Annotated in this window: 15 protein-coding genes and 1 pseudogene; 6 read left to right on the top strand and 10 right to left on the bottom strand. The window is 66.9% G+C overall.

Annotation, left to right across the window (positions count from 1 at the left end):
* Positions 1-38: 38 nt before the first annotated feature.
* Positions 39-356 (top strand): annotated as a pseudogene (locus AC5Y36_RS09425) (hypothetical protein); the annotation flags it as partial.
* A gap of 5 nt (positions 357-361) precedes the next feature.
* Here AC5Y36_RS09425 and AC5Y36_RS09420 read toward each other — a convergent pair.
* The 4 genes from AC5Y36_RS09420 to mqo form a co-directional block, all read right to left on the bottom strand.
* Positions 362-1936, bottom strand: a complete 1575-nt coding sequence (locus tag AC5Y36_RS09420; protein WP_500040614.1) for an MFS transporter — start codon at positions 1934-1936, stop codon at positions 362-364.
* Positions 1937-1969: 33 nt separating this feature from the next.
* Positions 1970-3175 carry a uroporphyrinogen-III C-methyltransferase gene (cobA, locus tag AC5Y36_RS09415; RefSeq protein ID WP_500040613.1) on the bottom strand — a complete coding sequence of 402 codons (1206 nt, stop codon included), beginning with the start codon at positions 3173-3175 and terminating at the stop codon, positions 1970-1972.
* A complete protein-coding gene (locus tag AC5Y36_RS09410) occupies positions 3172-5220 on the bottom strand; it encodes a M13 family metallopeptidase (RefSeq protein WP_500040612.1) in 2049 nt (682 codons plus the stop codon). Before AC5Y36_RS09410 ends, cobA begins: the two co-directional genes overlap by 4 nt.
* Before the next feature lie 101 nt (positions 5221-5321).
* A complete protein-coding gene (gene mqo, locus AC5Y36_RS09405) occupies positions 5322-6818 on the bottom strand; it encodes a malate dehydrogenase (quinone) (RefSeq protein WP_500040611.1) in 1497 nt (498 codons plus the stop codon).
* A gap of 110 nt (positions 6819-6928) precedes the next feature.
* On the opposite strand from mqo, the gene AC5Y36_RS09400 reads away from it, so the two are divergent.
* The 3 genes from AC5Y36_RS09400 (at position 6929) to AC5Y36_RS09390 (ending at position 10796) form a co-directional block, all read left to right on the top strand.
* Complete coding sequence (locus AC5Y36_RS09400) at positions 6929-7939, top strand: alpha/beta hydrolase (RefSeq protein ID WP_500040610.1); 1011 nt, start codon at positions 6929-6931, stop codon at positions 7937-7939.
* A 4-nt stretch (positions 7940-7943) separates the two neighbouring features.
* Positions 7944-9320: a mycothione reductase gene (gene mtr, locus AC5Y36_RS09395; RefSeq protein WP_500040609.1), complete on the top strand. Its 1377-nt coding sequence runs from the start codon at positions 7944-7946 to the stop codon at positions 9318-9320.
* Between the two features lie 183 nt (positions 9321-9503).
* Complete coding sequence (locus AC5Y36_RS09390) at positions 9504-10796, top strand: calcium:cation antiporter family protein (RefSeq protein ID WP_500040608.1); 1293 nt, start codon at positions 9504-9506, stop codon at positions 10794-10796.
* Here the strand turns inward: AC5Y36_RS09390 and AC5Y36_RS09385 are convergent.
* Positions 10786-11757, bottom strand: a complete 972-nt coding sequence (locus AC5Y36_RS09385) for a quinone oxidoreductase family protein (RefSeq protein ID WP_500040607.1) — start codon at positions 11755-11757, stop codon at positions 10786-10788. The two genes, AC5Y36_RS09390 and AC5Y36_RS09385, sit on opposite strands and share 11 nt — an antisense overlap.
* Before the next feature lie 65 nt (positions 11758-11822).
* On the opposite strand from AC5Y36_RS09385, the gene AC5Y36_RS09380 reads away from it, so the two are divergent.
* Positions 11823-12323 carry a MarR family winged helix-turn-helix transcriptional regulator gene (locus tag AC5Y36_RS09380; RefSeq protein WP_500040606.1) on the top strand — a complete coding sequence of 167 codons (501 nt, stop codon included), beginning with the start codon at positions 11823-11825 and terminating at the stop codon, positions 12321-12323.
* On the opposite strand, the gene AC5Y36_RS09375 is transcribed toward AC5Y36_RS09380, so the two are convergent.
* Positions 12320-12751 carry an SgcJ/EcaC family oxidoreductase gene (locus tag AC5Y36_RS09375; protein WP_500040698.1) on the bottom strand — a complete coding sequence of 144 codons (432 nt, stop codon included), beginning with the start codon at positions 12749-12751 and terminating at the stop codon, positions 12320-12322. The two genes, AC5Y36_RS09380 and AC5Y36_RS09375, sit on opposite strands and share 4 nt — an antisense overlap.
* 129 nt (positions 12752-12880) lie before the next feature.
* On the opposite strand from AC5Y36_RS09375, the gene AC5Y36_RS09370 reads away from it, so the two are divergent.
* Positions 12881-14245 (top strand): HNH endonuclease signature motif containing protein, encoded by a 1365-nt coding sequence (locus AC5Y36_RS09370; protein ID WP_500040605.1) that lies wholly within the window; start codon positions 12881-12883, stop codon positions 14243-14245.
* Between the two features lie 8 nt (positions 14246-14253).
* Here AC5Y36_RS09370 and AC5Y36_RS09365 read toward each other — a convergent pair whose 3' ends face one another.
* From AC5Y36_RS09365 to AC5Y36_RS09350, 4 genes are read right to left on the bottom strand one after another with little or no spacing between them, the layout of a single operon-like run.
* The gene (locus tag AC5Y36_RS09365) at positions 14254-15030 is read right to left on the bottom strand and encodes a 3-oxoacyl-ACP reductase (protein WP_500040604.1); all 777 of its coding nucleotides are present in this window, start codon (positions 15028-15030) and stop codon (positions 14254-14256) included.
* The gene (locus AC5Y36_RS09360) at positions 15027-16394 is read right to left on the bottom strand and encodes an aldehyde dehydrogenase family protein (RefSeq protein ID WP_500040603.1); all 1368 of its coding nucleotides are present in this window, start codon (positions 16392-16394) and stop codon (positions 15027-15029) included. Before AC5Y36_RS09360 ends, AC5Y36_RS09365 begins: the two co-directional genes overlap by 4 nt.
* On the bottom strand, positions 16391-17095 hold the full coding sequence (locus AC5Y36_RS09355; RefSeq protein WP_500040602.1) for a gamma-glutamyl-gamma-aminobutyrate hydrolase family protein: 705 nt from the start codon (positions 17093-17095) through the stop codon (positions 16391-16393). The genes AC5Y36_RS09360 and AC5Y36_RS09355 overlap by 4 nt, the downstream gene beginning before the upstream one ends.
* 22 nt (positions 17096-17117) lie before the next feature.
* Complete coding sequence (locus tag AC5Y36_RS09350; protein ID WP_500040601.1) at positions 17118-18467, bottom strand: glutamine synthetase family protein; 1350 nt, start codon at positions 18465-18467, stop codon at positions 17118-17120.
* Positions 18468-18485: the final 18 nt, after the last annotated feature.

Raw genomic sequence — 18485 nt, 5'->3', positions numbered from 1 at the left:
CCCCGTCAGCACCGAGGTCGCCAGCGCGGAACAACCATCCGTTCCCGAACTTCAAGGAAGGGGTGGGCCTGATGCTGCAGCTGCCTGCACCCACCGTCGTCGGCGTCATCACCATCGACATCTCCAGCACGCAAACCACCGTCGAAATCCGCTCGTCACCGTCGGCTGATCCGGCCGAACTGTCGAAGACCACATTGCTGGCGCCCCCGGCGGAGCTGCGATCCGGCTACAACACCATCCCGATTCCGGCCTCGGCGCCGACCTCGAATGTGCTGGTGTGGATCTCCACCCTGGGCACCACTGACGGCCAGAATTGCGCCGAGATCCGCGAGATCACCATTCAAGCCGCAGCCTGAGCGGATTACAGCTCGCCGGCGTCCAGGGCGCCCTGCACCTCTTGGGCGTGCGCCACCTGCTCGGCGGTGTACCCGATCAGCAGCGACACAGCGCCGACGATCACGGCCACCCCCGCCACCCAGAGCAGGCCGTAGGTGTAGCCCTGGTCCAGCGCGTGCAGCTGCGCGGCGTTCATGTCCTTGACCGGGCCGGTGATACCGCCCTTGTACAGCGTGCGGGAGCTGATGACGGCCTGGATGACGGCCAGCACCACGGGACCGCCGAGGTTCTGCAGCATCAACACGATGGCCGAGGTGGGCCCGATTTGGTCGAAGCCGACACCTGCGATGGCCGCCAGCGCCAGCGGCACGATGATCACGCCGATCCCGATACCGCCGACGACGATCGGCACCACCAGGTTGGGGAAGTACGGGATGCCGGCGTACAGCGTGGAGCCGTACACCATTGCACCAACGACCAGGACCCCACCGGCGATCACCAGCACCCGCGGCGGGAAGTACCGCACCAGCTGCGAGGAGGCGCCCAGACCGATGCCCATCGCGACAGCGAACGGGATGAAGCCGACGCCGGCGTGCAGCGGGCTATAGCCCATGATGTCCTGCACGTACAGGCCGATCAGCACGGTCAGGGTGAACAGCACGCCGCCGGCCAGGAAGATCGCGGCGAACGTGACCAGCCGGTTGCGGTCGAAAAACAGCGTCAACGGGACGATCGGGTTCTCAGCGGAACGCTCCACCCACAGGAACGCCGTGAACGCCGCCGCGGCCACCAGCCCCGAACCGATGGTGAAGACCGAGACCCAGCCCTTCTCCGGCCCGATCGAGAACGCGAACACCGCCGCGGTACAGCCCAGCGTGGCCAGCACCGCACCGGCGGCGTCCAGCTTCATCAGTTCGCGGTTGGTCTCCCGCAACGCTGTGCGGGCCAGATAGATCATCACCAGCCCGATCGGCACGTTGACCACGAACGCCAGCCGCCACGACCATTCGGTCAGCGCCCCGCCGACGACCAGCCCCATCACCGAACCGACACCGGTCATCGCGCCGAACACCGCCATGGCGGCGTTACGGCCCGGGCCCTTCGGGAAGGTGGTGGCGATCAACGCCAGACCTGTCGGTGAGGCGATGGCGGCACCGATGCCCTGCAGCAGCCGGGCGGTGACCAGCGTCGGCTCGTCCCAGGCGATGCCGCATAGCACCGAGGCGATGGTGAAGCCGGTGACACCGACGATGAAGGTGCGCTTGCGGCCGATGGTGTCGCCGAGTCGGCCGCCCAGCAGCATCAGTCCACCGAAAGTGAGCACGTAGGCGGTGATCACCCAGCTGCGCCCGGCGTCGGACAGGTCGAGCTCGTTCTGGATCTTCGGAAGCGCGACGATCGCGATCGTGCCATCCATGGTCGCCATCAGCTGCATGCCGCCGATGGCGATCACCGCCGCGATGAATCCGCGGGAAGGCAGCCAGTCCGGCAGGAACCTCTTGAAACGGTCCACAGCGCTCCGATCGGCGGGCACGGGGTTCTCATCTTCCGGGCGGCTGCACACAAGGGCGGTCCGCTCTGCATCATTGAGAGCCGTCATAGCGGGCTACCCTACAGTAATATTAAGAGAGTTTTAAATGCCGAATCCGGCGACGGCCCCGATAACGATGATCGCGGGAGGTCGGACCCCTTCTGACCGGATCTTTTCCGGCGCGTCGCGCAGGGTCGCCCGCAACGTGCGTTGCGCGGCGGTGGTGCCGTGCTGAACCACCAGAACCGGTGTTTCCGCAGGTCGGCCGCCTTTCAGTAGCACCTCGCTGAATTGTTCGATGCGTTCGACCGCCATCAGCAAAACAATGGTTCCGGTCATTGCGGCCAACGCGTCCCAATTCACTAACGATTCGGGGTCACCGGGCGCGACATGGCCGCTGACCACCACAAATTCGTGGTTGACGCCCCGGTGTGTGACCGGAACACCCGCCAGCGCGGGAACCGCTATGGCACTGGTCACACCGGGCACCACGGTGACCGGAATCCCGGCTTCGGCGCACGCCAGCAGCTCTTCGTAGCCGCGGGCGAACACGAAGGGATCGCCGCCCTTGAGCCGCACCACGAACTCGCCGGCCTTGGCCCGCTCGACCATCAGCTCATTGATCGCGTCCTGCGCCATCGCCCGCCCGTAGGGGATCTTGGCGGCGTCGACGACCTCCACCTGTGGGGGCAGCTCGGCCAACAGTTCCGGGGGCGCCAACCGGTCGACGATCACCACGTCGGCCTGCGCCAGCAGGCGACGGCCGCGCACGGTGATCAATTCGGGGTCCCCTGGTCCCCCGCCCACCAGCGCCACCGACGGGCGGGTCACCTCGAAGCTGCCGGCGGAGACCAGCCCGGCCTGCAGTGCTTCGTGAATGGCGGAGCGGATCGCCGCCGACCGGCGATGCTCGCCGCCGGCCAGTACCCCCACCGTGAGCCCGGTGTGATCGAACGTCGCCGGCGTGACGGCGCTGCCTTCCACGGCGATGTCGGCGCGGACACAGAAGATTCGACGGCGGTCGGCCTCGGCGACCACCGCGGTGTTGACCGCCGGGTCATCGGTGGCGGCGATCGCGTACCAGGCGCCGTCGAGGTCGCCATCGCGATACTCCCGCAGCGACAACGTGATTCGGGCCATCGCCTCGACCGCAGGAGTGGCTTCCCGGGCGATCACATGAACGTCGGCGCCACTGGCGATCAGCAGGCCAAGCCGACGCTGCGCGACGGAGCCGGCACCGATCACGACGACCTTCTTGCCGGTCAGGCGCAGGCCGACGAGGTACGGGTTGGCCTCGGGGGCGCTCACCAGATCGTCACCAGCTCAGCGCCGGTGTGCACCATCGGATCCCCGGGTTTGCACGCGAAGGCGGAGGCGAACTGCGGCATGTTGGTAGCCGATGCGAACGCGCGGATCTTGTCCGGCGAGTGCGGGTCGGTGTTGAGCGCGACTTCTGCGGCCTGCTCGCGGGTGCTGCCTTCATAGATACGGGCCGAGCTCAAGAAGAACCGCTGATCTGCGGTGTGGCCGTCGGCGCTCGTGTCGGCCTGATCGTCCGGCAGCGTTGCCCGCAGCGCGTCGTAGGCGATGTTCAGCCCGCCCAGATCGGCGATGTTCTCACCCAGTGTCAGCGCGCCGTTGACGTGCAGGTCGGGCTTGCCCGGAATCGGGGTGTAGGCATCGAACTGCTTGACCAGCGCGCCAGTGCGCTCGTCGAACTGTTTCTTGTCCTCGGGTGTCCACCAGTCGACCCGGTTGCCGTTACCGTCGAACTGGCTGCCTTGATCGTCGAAACCGTGGCTGGATTCGTGACCGATCACCCAGCCGATACCGCCGTAGTTGGCGGCGTCGTCACCGTCGGGGTCGAAGAACGGCGGTTGCAGCACCGCCGCCGGGAAGTTGATCGTGTTGGTGGACGGGCTGTAATAGGCGTTGACCGTCTGTGGGGTCATCCCCCACTCTTTGCGGTCGGTCGCTTTGCCGATCTGTGAGATGTCGTAGTGGTAGTTGTACTTTCCGGCCGCCTGCAGGTTGGCGTACCACTTGCCCGGTTCGATCTGCAGGCCGCTCCAGTCACGCCAGTGCTCGTCGTCGGGGTAGCCGATTTTGGGCAGGAACAGCGCCCACTTGTCCAGCGCCTTCTTCTTGGTCTCCGCGCTCATCCAGGTCAGGTTCTCGATGCGGTGCCGCAGTGCTTCGCGAACATTGGTGACCAATTGCTCGGCGCGCGCCTTGGCGTCCGGCGGGAAATACTTGGCGACGTACAACTGGCCAAGGCCCATCCCCATCGCACCGTTGACCGCGCCGACAACCTTCTTCCACCGCTCCTTTTGCTGCGGCTGGCCGTTGAGCGTCTTGCCGTAGAAGTCGAACACGGCGTCCTGGAACGGCTGGCTCAGCATCGAAGCGGTGCCGCTGATGACGTTGAAGCGCAAGTAGGCGCGCCACTGGTCGATCGGTGCGGTCGCCAACAGCCGGTCGAACCCGGCGATGAACTTCGGCTGCGACAGTGAGAAGCCCGCTCCCACGTCGACACCTTGTGCAGCAAAGAATTTCGCCCAGCTGAAGTGCGGGCTGACTTTGTCGGCCTCGGCCACGGTGACAAGGTTGTACTGATTGTCCAGGTCGCGCAGTTCAGTCGGCGACAGTGACGCCTTGGCCAGATCGGTCTCGAACGCGATCACCTGACCGGCCTGCTGAGTGGCGTCGGCTTCGGGGGTGCCGGCCAGTTGCAGCGCCTTGGTGATGAAGCCCCGGTATGCCTCGCGGATCTGCTGATATTTCGGCTGCGCGTAATAGTCCGGCGACGGCAGCCCCAGCCCGCTCTGCTCGACGTAGCCGATCTGACGTGTCGCGTCCTTGAAGTCCGCGCCTGAGCCGAAGCTGAAAAGGTAGGCGTCGCCGTTGCTGTAGCGGCTATTGATGAACCCGGCGATGTCGGCCGGGTTCTGCAGTGCGTCGACGGCGGCCAACAGCGGTTTGATGGGCTCGTAGCCGAGCTTGTTGATGGCATCCATATCCATGCCGGCGGCATACAGGTTGCCCAGCTTGTCGGTGAGGTCCCCGGAGTCCTTTTCGGCGTGCGCCGCGGCGTCCTCGAGGATCGCCTTTTGCTCCTGCCGGCTCTTGTCGGCCAGCATGCTGAACGATCCCCAACCGGTCTGGTCGGCCGGGATCGGGTTGGCCGCATTCCACTTCGCGTTGACATAGGAGGCGAAGTCGTCACACGGACGGAACTGATCGTCGAGGTCGAAGGCGGCCGGATGGTGATGGGTGGCTGAGTGACAGCAGCCCGAAACTGCGAGTGCCACGCCACAGGCCAGGGCGATCGGGGTCAGCAGAAGCTTGTGCACGAACACATCCTTACCTTGCCGGGTTCGCCTGTCGCCGCGAGCGTGCACAGAATGCCAACTTCACCGGCGTGTCGTTGTACAACCACGCACGCTCGCCGGTGTCAGCCGGCCGCCGATGAATCCAGCCGCAACGCCTTGGTGCCCCACTTCCACACCTCATCGAAGAGGGCGGGCTCGCCGGACAAGTCAGTACCCAGCGACGGCACCATCTCCTTCAGCGCGGGCAGCCACGACTGATAGCGATCGGGGAAGCATCGCTGCATGACGTCCAGCATCGCCGGAACCGCGGTCGATGCACCCGGCGAGGCGCCGAGCAGGCCGGCGATGCTGCCGTCGTCGTCGGCGAGCACGGTGGTGCCGAACTCCAGCACTCCCTTGATCCCGTCGGGGCGGATGACCTGCACACGTTGGCCGGCTTCGATGGTTTCCCAGTCGGCGTCGCGTGCAGTGGGCGCGAACTCGCGCAGCGCCTGCACCCGGGCCGGCTCGGACAGCAGCAACTGTCCGATCAGGTAATTCACCAGGCTCAGCTGGGTCACCCCGATGCTGGCCATCTGCACCACGTTGTTGGGCTTCACCGATTTCGGCAGGTCCGAGAAATGGCCCTGCTTCAAGAATTTCGGCGTCCAGCCGGCGAACGGCCCGAACAACAGGAACGGCTTGCCGCCGATGATCCGGGTGTCCAGGTGCGGCGCCGACATCGGCGGGGCGCCCAGCGGCGGGAAGCCGTACACCTTGGCCTGATGGGCAGCGGCCAGTTCGGGGTTGGCGGTGCGGATGAACTTTCCGCCGACCGGGAAGCCCGCGAATCCCTTGGCCGCCTTGATACCCGACTTCTGCAGCAGTGACAGCGCGTCCCCGCCGGCTCCGACGAACACGAACTTGGCGTCGATCTTGCGGCTCGCCCCGGTGCGCCGGTTGCGGACCTTGACCCGCCAGCTGCCGTCGGATTGCCGGGCCAGATTGCGCACCTCGTGGCCGAACAGCGCGGTGGTGCCGTTCTGGACGGCGTAGGCGATGAGCTGCTTGGACAGCGACCCGAAGTCGACGTCGGTTCCGTCGGTACTCCAGTTGAGCGCGACCGGCTCGCTGAAGTCGCGTCCGGCGGCCATCAGCGGAAGACGGCGGGCGAACTCGTCGGCGTCGTCGATGAACTCGGTAGCAGCGAACAGCGGGTTGGCGGCCAGCGCCTGCTGGCGGCGCCGCAAGTAGTCGACACGGTCAGCGCCGTGAACGAAGCTGACGTGCGGGACCGGGTTGAGGAAGCTGCGGACGTCGGTGAGGATGCCGTTCTCCACCGCGTACGCCCAGAACTGGCGGGTGACCTGGAACTGCTCGTTGACATGCACCGCTTTGGTGATGTCGATCGACCCGTCGGGCTGCTCGGGCGTGTAGTTCAGCTCACACAGCGCCGAGTGCCCGGTACCGGCGTTGTTCCACGGGTCGCTGCTTTCGGCGGCGGCCCCGTCCAGGCGTTCGACCAGCGTGATCGACCAGTCCGGCTGCAGTCGCCGCAGCAGCGCACCCAAGGTGGCGCTCATGATCCCCGCGCCGACCAACACGACGTCGGTCTTCACAATCTTGCCTTGCTCTGACACCGGATCGTTCGTCCTTACCTACTCGCGGGTATTTCGGTCTCAAGATTATCCCGACCAGGATCGCCGCAGCCTACCGGCGTACAACGTCGGGTCGGCTTAAGCTTTGCGGTGTGACTGGCTGGGAGCCCGACGACCTGCCCGGCTACCTGCGGTACACGATCCCGCTGGGTACCGACCCCGACGGCGAGGGCGACATCGTCGCCACACTGGTAACCCGCGACTCGGTCGGCGCGCGAGCGCTCGCGGGTCCGCGCGCCGTCCTGGCGGTCCACGGCTACACCGATTACTTCTTCCACACTGCCCTCGCCGAGCACTTCGCCGCCCGAGGCTTTGCTTTCTATGCACTGGACCTGCGTAAATGCGGTCGATCCCGGCGTCCGGACCAAACGCCGCACTTCACCACGGACCTGGCGTGCTACGACACCGAGCTCGAGGCAGCCCTGGCCGTGATCGCCGAACGGTCCGGGTCACCGCGAGTGCTGGTATACGGCCATTCCGCCGGCGGGCTGATCGTGTCGCTGTGGTTGGACCGGCTGCGGCGTCGAGGCGCGACCGCCGCAGCGGGTGTCGCCGGGCTGGTCCTCAACAGCCCGTGGCTGGATCTGCACGGTTCACCGATCCTGCGCATGCCGGTGACCTCGGCGCTGATCGCGGCGCTGGCCCGGATGGCCGGAACCAGAGTGGCCCGATCACCCAGCAGCGGCGGATACGGGTCCAGCCTGCACCGCGACTACCACGGGGAGTTCGACTACAACCTGGCATGGAAGCCGCTGGGCGGCTTCCCCGTCACCTTCGGCTGGTTGCACGCGGCCCGTCGCGGCCAGGCCCGCCTGCACCGTGGACTCGACGTCGGCGTGCCCAACCTGATCCTGCGCTCGGATCACAGCGTGTGTGAGACCTCCGACCCGGTCACCCTGCAGCGCGGCGACGCCGTCCTCGACGTCGCCCAGATCGCGCGGTGGGCGGGTTGTATCGGCAATCGCAGCACCGTCGTCCCGGTTCCCGGCGCCAAGCACGACGTGTTCTTGTCCATGCCGCAGCCCCGCCAGGTGGCCTACCAGCAGCTGGACAACTGGCTCGACTCCAATCTCAGCACGACGGTGGCGTCGGGAAAGGCCTGAGGCCGTGCAAAGCTACGACCTGGCCATCATCGGAACCGGCTCGGGCAACAGCCTTCTCGACGAGCGCTACGCCGACAAGCGGGTCGCGATCTGCGAACAGGGTGCCTTCGGCGGCACCTGCCTCAATGTCGGATGCATCCCGACCAAGATGTTCGTCTACGCCGCCGAGGTCGCCGACACCATCCGCGGCGCATCCCGCTACGGCATCGACGCGCATGTCGATGCGGTGCGCTGGGAAGACATCGTCGCCCGGGTGTTCGGCCGCATCGACCCGATCGCCTCCGGCGGCGAGAAGTACCGGCGCTCCATGGCAGGCGTCGACGTATACGGCCAGCACACCCGGTTCGGACCGGTCGCCGACGGCCGCTATGTCCTGCTCACCGACGGCGGCGAGCAATTCCTCGCCGAGCAGGTGGTGATCGCCGCAGGTGCGCGCGCCGTCGTGCCGCCACTTTTCGCCAGCAGCGGCATCCCCTACTACACCAGCGACACCGTGATGCGGATAGCCGAACTCCCCCAGCACCTGGTGATCATCGGCGGCGGGTTCGTCGCCGCGGAGTTCGCGCACATCTTCTCCGCGCTGGGAGTTCGGGTCTCCCTGGTGATCCGCGGCGGCACCCTGCTACGCCAGCTCGATGACACACTCAGCGACCGGTTCACCCGCATCGCCTCGGACAAGTGGGACGTGCACACCCATCGCCATGTCATCGACGCGCGCAACGACGGATCCGGAGTCAGGCTGGAACTCGACGACGGTGCCGTGCTGCGTCCCGACGCGGTGCTGGTGGCCACCGGCCGGGTGCCCAACGGCGATCTGCTGGACGCCGGGAACGCCGGTGTCGAGCTCGCGGGGTCACGGGTGGTCGTCGATGCCTATCAACGGACGTCCGCGCGCGGGGTATTCGCACTCGGAGACGTCTCATCGCCCTACGAACTCAAACATGTCGCCAACCACGAGGCACGAGTGGTGCAACACAACCTGCTGTGCGAGTGGGACGACACCGCCGGCATGGTTGCCAGCGACCACCGATACGTGCCCTACGCGGTGTTCACCGACCCGCAGATCGCCACCGTCGGCCTGACCGAGTCGCAGGCCGTCGCGCAGGGGTACGACGTATCGGTGAAGGTGCAGGACTACGCCGACGTGGCTTACGGCTGGGCGATGGAGGACACCGTCGGCATCGTCAAGCTCGTCGCGCAGCGCGGAACCGGACGCCTGTTGGGCGCCCACATCATGGGCTATCAGGCGTCGTCGATCATCCAGCCGTTGATTCAGGCCATGAGCTTCGGACTCACCGCCGGGTCGATGGCGCGCGGCCAGTACTGGATACACCCGGGATTGCCCGAAGTCGTCGAAAACGCCTTGCTCGGCCTCACCTGACAAGGTTTGCCAAACTTTACAATTAGGTTCGCCTAAATTCCACGATCGACCGCCCTGACCTGCTTGAACGGCTCACCTCGCGACACACCCGCAACTATCCGCCAAATTGCTGGAGCTGGCGCAAGCGGGTACCTTCGGAACCGGGTCTGCCACCGCGATCCACATCCGCAGCGAAGGAAAACGATGCTCGCCATCCGCCGCCCCGACGTGACCGTCGCTCCGGCGTACCGTCCACCGTGGCGCGTCTTGAGCCGCTCTGCGGGCCTCACCGCGATGTTCATCATCCCGGCCATGGTGGTCCGCCTCGCGGGCCTTCACCCGAGTCCGGTCATCGCACTGGTGGTATACGGCTCGGCGGTGGTGGCGGCCAGCTTCCTGCTCGCCTGGGCTGCAGAGGCCGCCCAGATCGACGTTGCCGGTGGGCTGGCGATCGCGGTGCTGGCGTTGATCGCGGTACTGCCGGAATACGCCGTCGACCTGTACTACGCATACATCTCGGGCCACGTCCCGGAATACACCCAATACGCGGCGGCCAACATGACCGGCTCCAACCGGCTGCTGATGGGCCTGGGCTGGCCGGTCGTGGTGCTGGTCGGCCTGGTGGTGGCACGCAAGACCACCGGCGCCAAAGCGTCCGCATTGTCGCTGGAGCCCTCCAACCGGGTGGAACTCGGGTTCCTGCTGATCGCCGGTGTCGTCGCATTCGTCGTCCCGGCCACCGCTCACATCCACCTCACGCTCGGCCTGGTGCTGCTGGCCTGGTTCGCCTTCTACCTGTACAAGATCAGCCACGGCGACGTCGAGGAGCCCGACCTGATCGGCACCGCCGCCGCCATCGGCGAACTCGGCGACCGCCCGAGGCGGCTCACCGTGGTCGCCCTGTTCCTCACGGCGGGCGCGGTGATTCTGCTGTGCGCGGCGCCGTTCGCCGACAACCTTGTCGCCGCCGGCACCCAACTCGGCATCGACCGCTTCCTGCTGGTGCAGTGGCTGGCGCCGCTGGCATCCGAAGCACCCGAATTCATCATTGCGACCATCTTCGCCAGGCGCGGCAAAGGTGCGGCGGCGATCGCCACCCTGGTGTCGGCGAAGGTCAACCAGTGGACGCTGCTGGTCGGCTCGCTGCCGTTGGCGCATCTACTGGGCGGGGGCGGACCCGCCCTTGTCCTGGATTCGCGCCAGGTCGAGGAAATGCTGCTCACCGCCACCCAGACCCTGATGGGTGTCGCGTTGATCCTGGCGTTGCGTTTCCAACGGGCCACGGCATGGGCATTATTGGGGCTGTTCGCCGTCCAGTTCGCGATCACGTCCACCGAGGGTCGACTGGTGCTGTCGGCGGTGTACGCGGTGCTGGCGCTGCTCGGCCTGATCGTCAACCGCAACCAGTTGTTCGCCACCGTGCGGGCGCCATTCGTGGGGCATGCGGTGCTGCACCACGGTCATCCGCATTCCGACCAGCCGGCTTCTAGGGTTTGAACACCACCCGCGTACCCGACGGTTCGCTGTGCGCCCACGCGGCTTCGACCTCCCGCAGTGGCACCGATTGGGTGGTCAACCGAACGCGTCCCTCGCCCAACAGGGCCAGCAGCCGGGGCAGGAATTCGCCACGGGCCTGCAGCACGACGTCCAGCGGAACACTGCCGATCCCCACTCCGCACAGCGTGACTCCGGCGCTGCGCAGAATTCCCGCCGATAGGTTGATGGTCGGCCCCGCCATCTGGCCGACCTGCACGAATCTGGTGGCCTGGTAGGCGGCTGACAACCCGTGATTGCCCAGGGCCGCGAGTGTCTGCTCGGCCGGTTCGCCCCACAGGTAATCGATGACGGCATCGAATGGCTGTTCCCGGTGCATGGCGGAGATCCGGGCGTGCAGGTCCACCTCCCCCAGCGCGATGGTGTCCGCACCGGTGCTCCGCAGCCACTCGAGGCGGCTGGCGTTGCGGCCGACCGCCACCACCTGCTGCACCCCGAATTCGACCTGCGCCAGCTGCACCGCCAACGAGCCGGTCACCCCCGTCGCCCCCAATACCAACACGCGGTGCCCGGGCCGAGCCTGCGCGCCGTGCTGCAGCGACATCCACGCTGACAGACCCGGATTGGGCGCTGCGGCGGCGGTGACCGCGTCCACACCGTCTGGCACCTCAATGACCGCACGCGGATCCATCAACGTGCGCTCGGCCATCATTCCGTACGGACTGACCGCACCGCCGTATACCCGCCGGCCGTCGGCGAGCCGGGCCACCCCGTCCACCCCGGCAACGCTGGGCAACACCAGTTCCTTGCTGCCGTAGTGTGTTCCGGCCACCAGCCCGCGGGTGAGGTTGGTCAGCGCTGCTGCCTCCACTGTGGCCGCCACCGCCCCGTCACGGTCCTCGGGTTCCGCGAAATCGGTGTACACCGGGGCACGCCCCAACTCCTGGATCACCGCAGCCTTCATCACGCCTCCTAATGGTTTCCATGGAAACTTACTCTCGACCGAGCCGGCGTGACAATATGGTCTCCGTGAAAACTAAGGCCTCCGCGATCTCTGAGATCAGCGAGTTGATCCGGGCCGTGGGTGACAAGTTCGGCGACACCGATCATGACGCCGAACGTGAATTCATCGCCGCGGCGTGCCCGCGGCGGTTGCGCAGCCTGACACGCGAACTACCCACGCTGAGCATGCATCTGCTCGATCACATCACCGACGAGCCGATCAACCTCGTCGCGCTGGCCGCCTGCTCCGGTCAACTCAAGGGGACCACGTCCAAGCACGTGCAGCGACTGGTGTCGGCGGGCCTGGTCGAGCGCTTGCCGGTGCCGGGCAACCGCAAAGGGATCGCGCTGCGCCTCACCGCCGATGGCCGAACCGTCGCGCGTGCCCACCGAGCGATGCACGACGAGATGAACCTCGGGTTCGGCGAGTTTCTGTCGCGTTATACCCGTGCCGAGTTGGCGACGGTGACGAAGATCCTTGGCGACCTGCTGGCGACCGAACGGGTGGGCGTTCGGTTGGCGCGTTAGGACGCGAGCGCGGTCAGCAGTCTTTCGGCCAATCGGCGATGGGTGGTGTTCTGGGACGAGGCGAACCGCCAGCCTTCCTCTGTCCGTACCGCCACGGTGGTGTTCACGCGGTAGGCGCGTGGCCTCCGATTTCCCTTCGTCACGGCGGCTTTGGCGTGGATCAGCGCGGTATCGGGCGTCAGGAACCGCAGTTGGGTGATCTCGACGTCGAGGCGTGAGCCCTTGAGGAACTTCTTGAACAACGGCGCGTAGGACACCGCGATCGAGTCGCGGCCCCGGTGGTGGGAGCCCAGGAACGTCACATAGTCCGCGTCGGCGGTGAAGACACTGGCGTAGGCGTCGGGATCCCCGGCATCCCAGCCCTTGACCTGACGATCCACCAGCCTGCGGATCGCGTCCTCGTCGTCAGTCACGCACCCAGTGTCAATGACGAGAATCTGATCGACCGGGTCGTGTTCGGATATCCTTGCAATCGTTATGGTTTCGTGATCTTCGATCGGCTTTACAGGTGCAGCTTCAGCCCGTAACTTGTCAGACCCCAACGATAGCGTTCTGGTATGGATTCGGGTAGCCGGGAAGCGATCGTCGAGGTGTTCGACGCGCTGGCTGCGGATCTGAAGCGGGCGTTGGAGTTGGACTTTGAGGTGTTGACCACCCCGGAGCGGTTGACGTTCTTGGAGCGCTGCGAGGTGCTGCGCCGCCAGCTGCCCGCTGTCGAGCATCCGTTGCTCAACCAGCTTGCGGGCGCCGATAAGTCGGAGTTGGGTGCCAAATTGCGGTGGGCGATCGCCGATCGGCTGCTGATCAGCCGTGGCGAAGCCGCCCGGCGGATCGCCGCGGCCGCCGATCTGGGTCCGCGGCACGGGTTGACCGGCGAACCCCTGGAACCGGTATTGCCGACGGTGGCCGCCGCCCAACGCGACGGGCACCTGGGCTCCGCGCATGTGCAGGTGATTCAGGACTTCTTCGCCTACCTGTCTGACCGCGTGGCGATCGACGAGCGGATCCAGGCCGAGATCGACCTGGCCGGCTACGCCACCGAACTGCGCCCCGACCAACTGCACAAAGCCGCCGTCGCCCTGGCCGAAAAGCTCGATCAGGACGGCGACTTCACCGACGACGACCGCGCTAGGCGCCGCGGCATCGTGATCGGCACCCAGGGCCGCGACGGCATGAGCACCATCAAAGGCGACCTGACCCCCGAAGCCCGCGCCGTGGTGGAGGCCGTATTCGCCCGGCTGGCCGCCAAAGGCATGTGCAACCCCGACGATCCCACGCCGTGTGTGAACGGCACCCCGTCGCAGGAGGCGATCGACGCCGATCACCGCGGTATCCGCCAACGCCAACACGACGCCCTGATCGCGATGGGCCGCCACCTGCTGGCCTCCGGCGAGCTGGGCCAACACAACGGGCTACCCGTCTCGATCATCGCCTCGACCACCCTGTCCGAGCTGCAAGCCGGCATCGGCAAGGCGTACACCGGTGGCGGGTCCTGGCTGCCGATGAGCGACGTGGTGCGCATGGCCTCCCACGCGCACCACTATCTGAGGATCTACGAGGGCGCCAAGGAACTTGCCCTGTTCCACACCAAACGACTCGCCAACCCGGCCCAACGCATCGTGCTCTATGCCAAAGAACGCGGGTGTTCGCATCCCAACTGCCCGATACCCGGATATCACTGCGACGTCCACCATGACGACGACTACGCAAGCACCGGGGTCACCGACATCCACGGCCTGACCTTCCGCTGTCACCCGCACCACCAGATCATCACCACCGGCGGCTGGAAAACCCGCAAGAACCATCGCGGCGAAACCGAAACCCTGCCACCGCCGCATCTGGACCACGGTCAACCCCGCACCAACACCTACCACCGCCCCGAACAGGTGCTGGGCGACAACGAAGATGATGACGGGCCGTAGCAGGCGGCCTACAGCGGCGTCACATACGCCGAGCTGATCCCACCGTCGACCAGAAAGGTGGACGCGGTGATGAACGATGCGTCGTCGCTGGCCAAAAAGGCGACAGCGGCGGCGATCTCGCTGGGCTGGGCGAACCGTCCGAGCGGGACATGCACCAGCCGGCGCGCTGCCCGCTCAGGGTCGGCGGCGAACAGCTCGGCCAGCAGCGGCGTATTCACCGGGCCCGGACACAGCGCGTTGACCCGGATGCCTTGGCGCGCGTATTGCACACCCAACTCCCGCGACATGGCCAGCACTCCACCCTTGGAGGCGGTGTAGGAGATCTGCGACGTCGCCGAACCCATCACCGCCACAAACGATGCGGTGTTGATGATCGACCCACGGCCCGCGGGCGCCATGTGCCGCAACGCAGCCCGGCAGCACAGGTAGACCGACGTGAGGTTGATGTCTTGCACCCGCTGCCACGCCGGCAGTTCGGTGTGCTCGATCAGGTCGTCGTCCGGCGGGGAGATGCCGGCGTTGTTGAATGCGACATCGACGGAACCGTATCGGGACGCGGCGGTGTCGAACAGCGCATCGACGGCGTCCTGATCGGAGACATCCACCGGCACAAACAATCCGGACAGCTCGTCGGCAGCGGCGGCACCCGCCTCGGCGTCGACGTCACCGATCACCACGGTGGCGCCCTCGGCATGCATGCGCCGGGCGGCAGCCAGGCCGATCCCACCCCCACCACCGGTGATCACGGCGACTCGCCCGGCCAGACGGCGGCTGAGATCCATCACGAAAGCTCCTTAACGGCAACGAACACGTTCTTTGTCTCGGTGAATGCCAGCGGCGCATCCGGTCCCAGCTCGCGGCCCAGACCAGAGTGCTTGACACCGCCGAACGGGGTGGAGTAGCGCACCGACGAATGCGAATTGACCGACAGGTTCCCGGCTTCCACCGCGCGGGATACCCGCAGCGCCCGCGACAGGTCGTTGGTCCAGATCGACCCGGACAGCCCGAACATCGTGTCATTGGCCAGCGCGATCGCGTCGGCCTCGTCTTCGAACGGCAGGACGGTGACCACCGGGCCGAAGATCTCCTCGGTGACACTGCGGTCGGTGCGCGCCGGGGTCAGCACCGTCGGCGCGAACCAGTATCCGGGGCCGTCGGGGGCATGGCCACGGAAGGCGACCGGCGCGTCGTCGGGCACATAGGAGGCGACCTTCTCCCAGTGCGGACGCGACACCAGCGGTCCCATCTCGGTATCCCGGCAGGTGGGGTCACCGACGACGACACCGTTGACGGCGGGCTCCAGCAACTCCATGAACCGGTCGTACACGCCGCGCTGCACCAGGATCCGGCTGCGGGCACAGCAGTCCTGCCCGGCGTTGTCGAAGACGCCGTCGGGCGCGGTCGCCGCCGCCTGGTCCAGATCGCAGTCCGCGAACACGATGTTGGCGCTCTTGCCACCGAGTTCCAGCGTGACGCGTTTGACCTGCGGGGCCGCGGCGGCCATCACCCGGGTGCCGGTGGCGGTTGATCCGGTGAACACGATTTTGCGAACCTCAGGGTGAGTGACCAGCGCCTCCCCCAGCTCAGCACCCTGACCGGGCAACACCTGCAGCAGGTCGGCATCCAGTCCGGACTCGACCGCGAGTTCGCCCAGCCGGATGGTGCTCAGCGGGGTCCATTCGGCGGGTTTGATCAGCACTGCATTGCCGGCGGCCAGTGCCGGCGCAAATCCCCAGGACGCGATCGGCATCGGAAAGTTCCACGGGGTGATGACGCCTACCACGCCCAGCGGTTCATAGAAGGTGACGTCGAGTCCGCCGGCAACCGGGATCTGTTGGCCGGACAGCCGTTCCGGGCTGGCCGCGTAGAACTGCAGCACATCGCGGACGTGGCCGGCCTCCCATTCGGCCGCCGTGATCGGGTGTCCGGAGTTGGCGACCTCCAGGGCGGCGAGCTCACCGGTGTGGCGGTCGACGGTGGCGGCGAATGCCCGCAACCGCGCTGCGCGTTCGGCCGGCGGCAGCCGCGCCCACCGGCGCTGCGCCGCCTTGGCGCGTGCCACCGCATCGTCGAGTGCGTCCGCGCCGGTATGCACGACGTGTTGCAGCACTTGTTCGGTGGCGGGGTTGACCAGTTCGGCGCTGCTCATGCCGCCGCGCCCGCATACCCTCGCGCAGCCTCCACGATGGCGGTGAACAGCCGCAGGTCCTGCAGGGATTCTTCCGGATGCCACTGCACCGCCAGCGCGAAATGCGTTCCAGGCAGCTCGATTCCCTCGATCACGCCATCGTCGTCTCGGGCGCTGACCATCAGTCCCTCCCCCACCTCGGCGATCCCTTGATGGTGATAGCACTGCACCTCGGCGGAATCGCCGAGAAGTTCCGCAAGCCGGGTGCCGGGCACGGTGCGTGCGGTCAGCGTGGTGAACACCGCGTTGCCCGCGCGATGCCCGTCGTGCCCGATGACGTCGGGCAGGTGCTGGTGCAGTGTTCCGCCGCGCGCCACGTTGAGCACCTGGGCGCCGCGACAGATCCCCAGCACCGGCAGCCCGCGCCGCAGGGCGGCCGCCAGCAGGGCGAGCTCCCACGCATCACGGTCGCCGCGGGGCTCGTCGGTGGCCGGATGCGGCGGCTGACCGTAGGCGGCGGGGTCGACGTCGCGGCCGCCGGTGATGACCAGGCCGTCCAGACCGTCGAGCACCGCGTCGGCGATTTCGGAATCCACCGGTTGCGGCGGCAGCAGCACCGCAACCCCGCCGGCGGCGGTGATTCCTGCGATGTAGCTGGCGGGCAAGAAGCTGGCGGGGACGTCCCAAACCCCGGTCTGCGCCTGGTCGAGATATGTCGTCATGCCGACGACGGGCGTTCCGGGCCTAGAGCCGCTCAAAGCCACGCATCCTTTCCCAGTCGGTGACCGCGGCGTTGAAGGCGTCCAGTTCCACTCGGGCGTTGTTGAGGTAATGGGTAACGACGTCGTCGCCGAACGCCTCCCTGGCCACCGCCGAGTGTTCGAACAATGCCGCGGCGTGCGCCAGCGTAGTCGGCAACCTCGGCAGTTCGCTGTCATAGGCGTTGCCGGCAAACGGTTCCGGCAACTGCAACTGGTTGTCGACGCCGTGCAGGCCGGCGGCGATCAGCGCCGCGACAGCGAGGTACGGGTTCACGTCCCCGCCGGGGACCCGGCATTCCACCCGCAGACCGTCGCCGTGGCCGACGATCCGCAGCGCGCAGGTGCGGTTGTCGAAGCCCCAGGCCAACGCGGTCGGCGCAAAGCTGGCGGCAGCGAACCGCTTGTAGGAGTTGATATTCGGCGCGTAGCACAGGGTCAGCTCCGGCAGTGCGGCCAGCTGACCCGCAACGAAGCTGCAGAACAGCGCCGACATGCCGCGCGGGGAATCGGAGTCGGCGAAGACGGGGGTTCCGTCGCCGGTACGCAGCGACAGATGGATATGACAGCTGTTGCCCTCACGTTCATCAAATTTCGCCATGAACGTCAGGCTCTTGCCGTGCTGGTCGGCGATCTCCTTGGCGCCGGACTTGTAGATCACGTGGTTGTCGCAGGCGGCCATCGCCTGCTCGTATCGGAAGGTGATCTCCTGCTGGCCGGGGTGACATTCGCCTTTGACGCTCTCCCACTGCAGGCCGGCGCCGGCCATGTGCACCCGGATGTCGCGCAGCAGCGGCTCCAGCCGGGCGCCGGCGCTCAGCGCGTAGTCGGCGTTGTAGTCGGTCGCCGGGGTCAGGTCGCGATAGCCGCGGGCCCACCCGTGCCGGTAGGGCTCCTCGAAGACCAGGAACTCCAGCTCGGTCGCGGCGTATGGCGTCAGACCCCGCTGCGCCAGCCGTTCGATCTGGGCGGCCAGCACGGCCCGCGGTGCGACGGTCACCGGATGACCGTCTGCGCTGTTCGCGTCGGCCAGCACCAGCGCGGTGGCGGGCAGCCAGGGGAGGCGGCGCAACGTGCCGATCTCCGGGGTCATCACCAGGTCGCTGTATCCGGTATCCCAGCTCGACAGCGGGTAGCCGGGCACGGTGTTCATCTCGACGTCGCAGGCCAGCAGGTAGCCGCAGCACTCCGCGCCACGGGCAGCCACCTCGCCGAGAAAGACATCAGCGGCGATCCGCTTGCCGACCAACCGCCCCTGCATGTCGGGGATAGCCACCACAACGGTGTCGATCTCTCCCGCTGCGACCAGCCCTTGCAGGTCGGTGAGCGACAACATGGGGCCGCTGATCTCAGA

The sequence above is a fragment of the Mycobacterium sp. NGS50 genome, from assembly GCF_059812545.1.
The sequence above is the reverse complement of the archived record's forward strand: the minus strand, read 5'-3'. Positions and strand labels throughout refer to the sequence as shown.

Coding starts and splice junctions, on each gene's coding strand:
- AC5Y36_RS09420 (WP_500040614.1), bottom strand. CDS start 1,936: ATGACGGCTCTCAATGATGCAGAGCGGACCGCCCTTGTGTGCAGCCGC.
- AC5Y36_RS09390 (WP_500040608.1), top strand. CDS start 9,504: ATGCTCGCCATCCGCCGCCCCGACGTGACCGTCGCTCCGGCGTACCGT.
- AC5Y36_RS09385 (WP_500040607.1), bottom strand. CDS start 11,757: ATGAAGGCTGCGGTGATCCAGGAGTTGGGGCGTGCCCCGGTGTACACC.
- AC5Y36_RS09370 (WP_500040605.1), top strand. CDS start 12,881: ATGGATTCGGGTAGCCGGGAAGCGATCGTCGAGGTGTTCGACGCGCTG.
- AC5Y36_RS09360 (WP_500040603.1), bottom strand. CDS start 16,394: ATGAGCAGCGCCGAACTGGTCAACCCCGCCACCGAACAAGTGCTGCAA.
- AC5Y36_RS09355 (WP_500040602.1), bottom strand. CDS start 17,095: ATGACGACATATCTCGACCAGGCGCAGACCGGGGTTTGGGACGTCCCC.
- AC5Y36_RS09350 (WP_500040601.1), bottom strand. CDS start 18,467: ATGTTGTCGCTCACCGACCTGCAAGGGCTGGTCGCAGCGGGAGAGATC.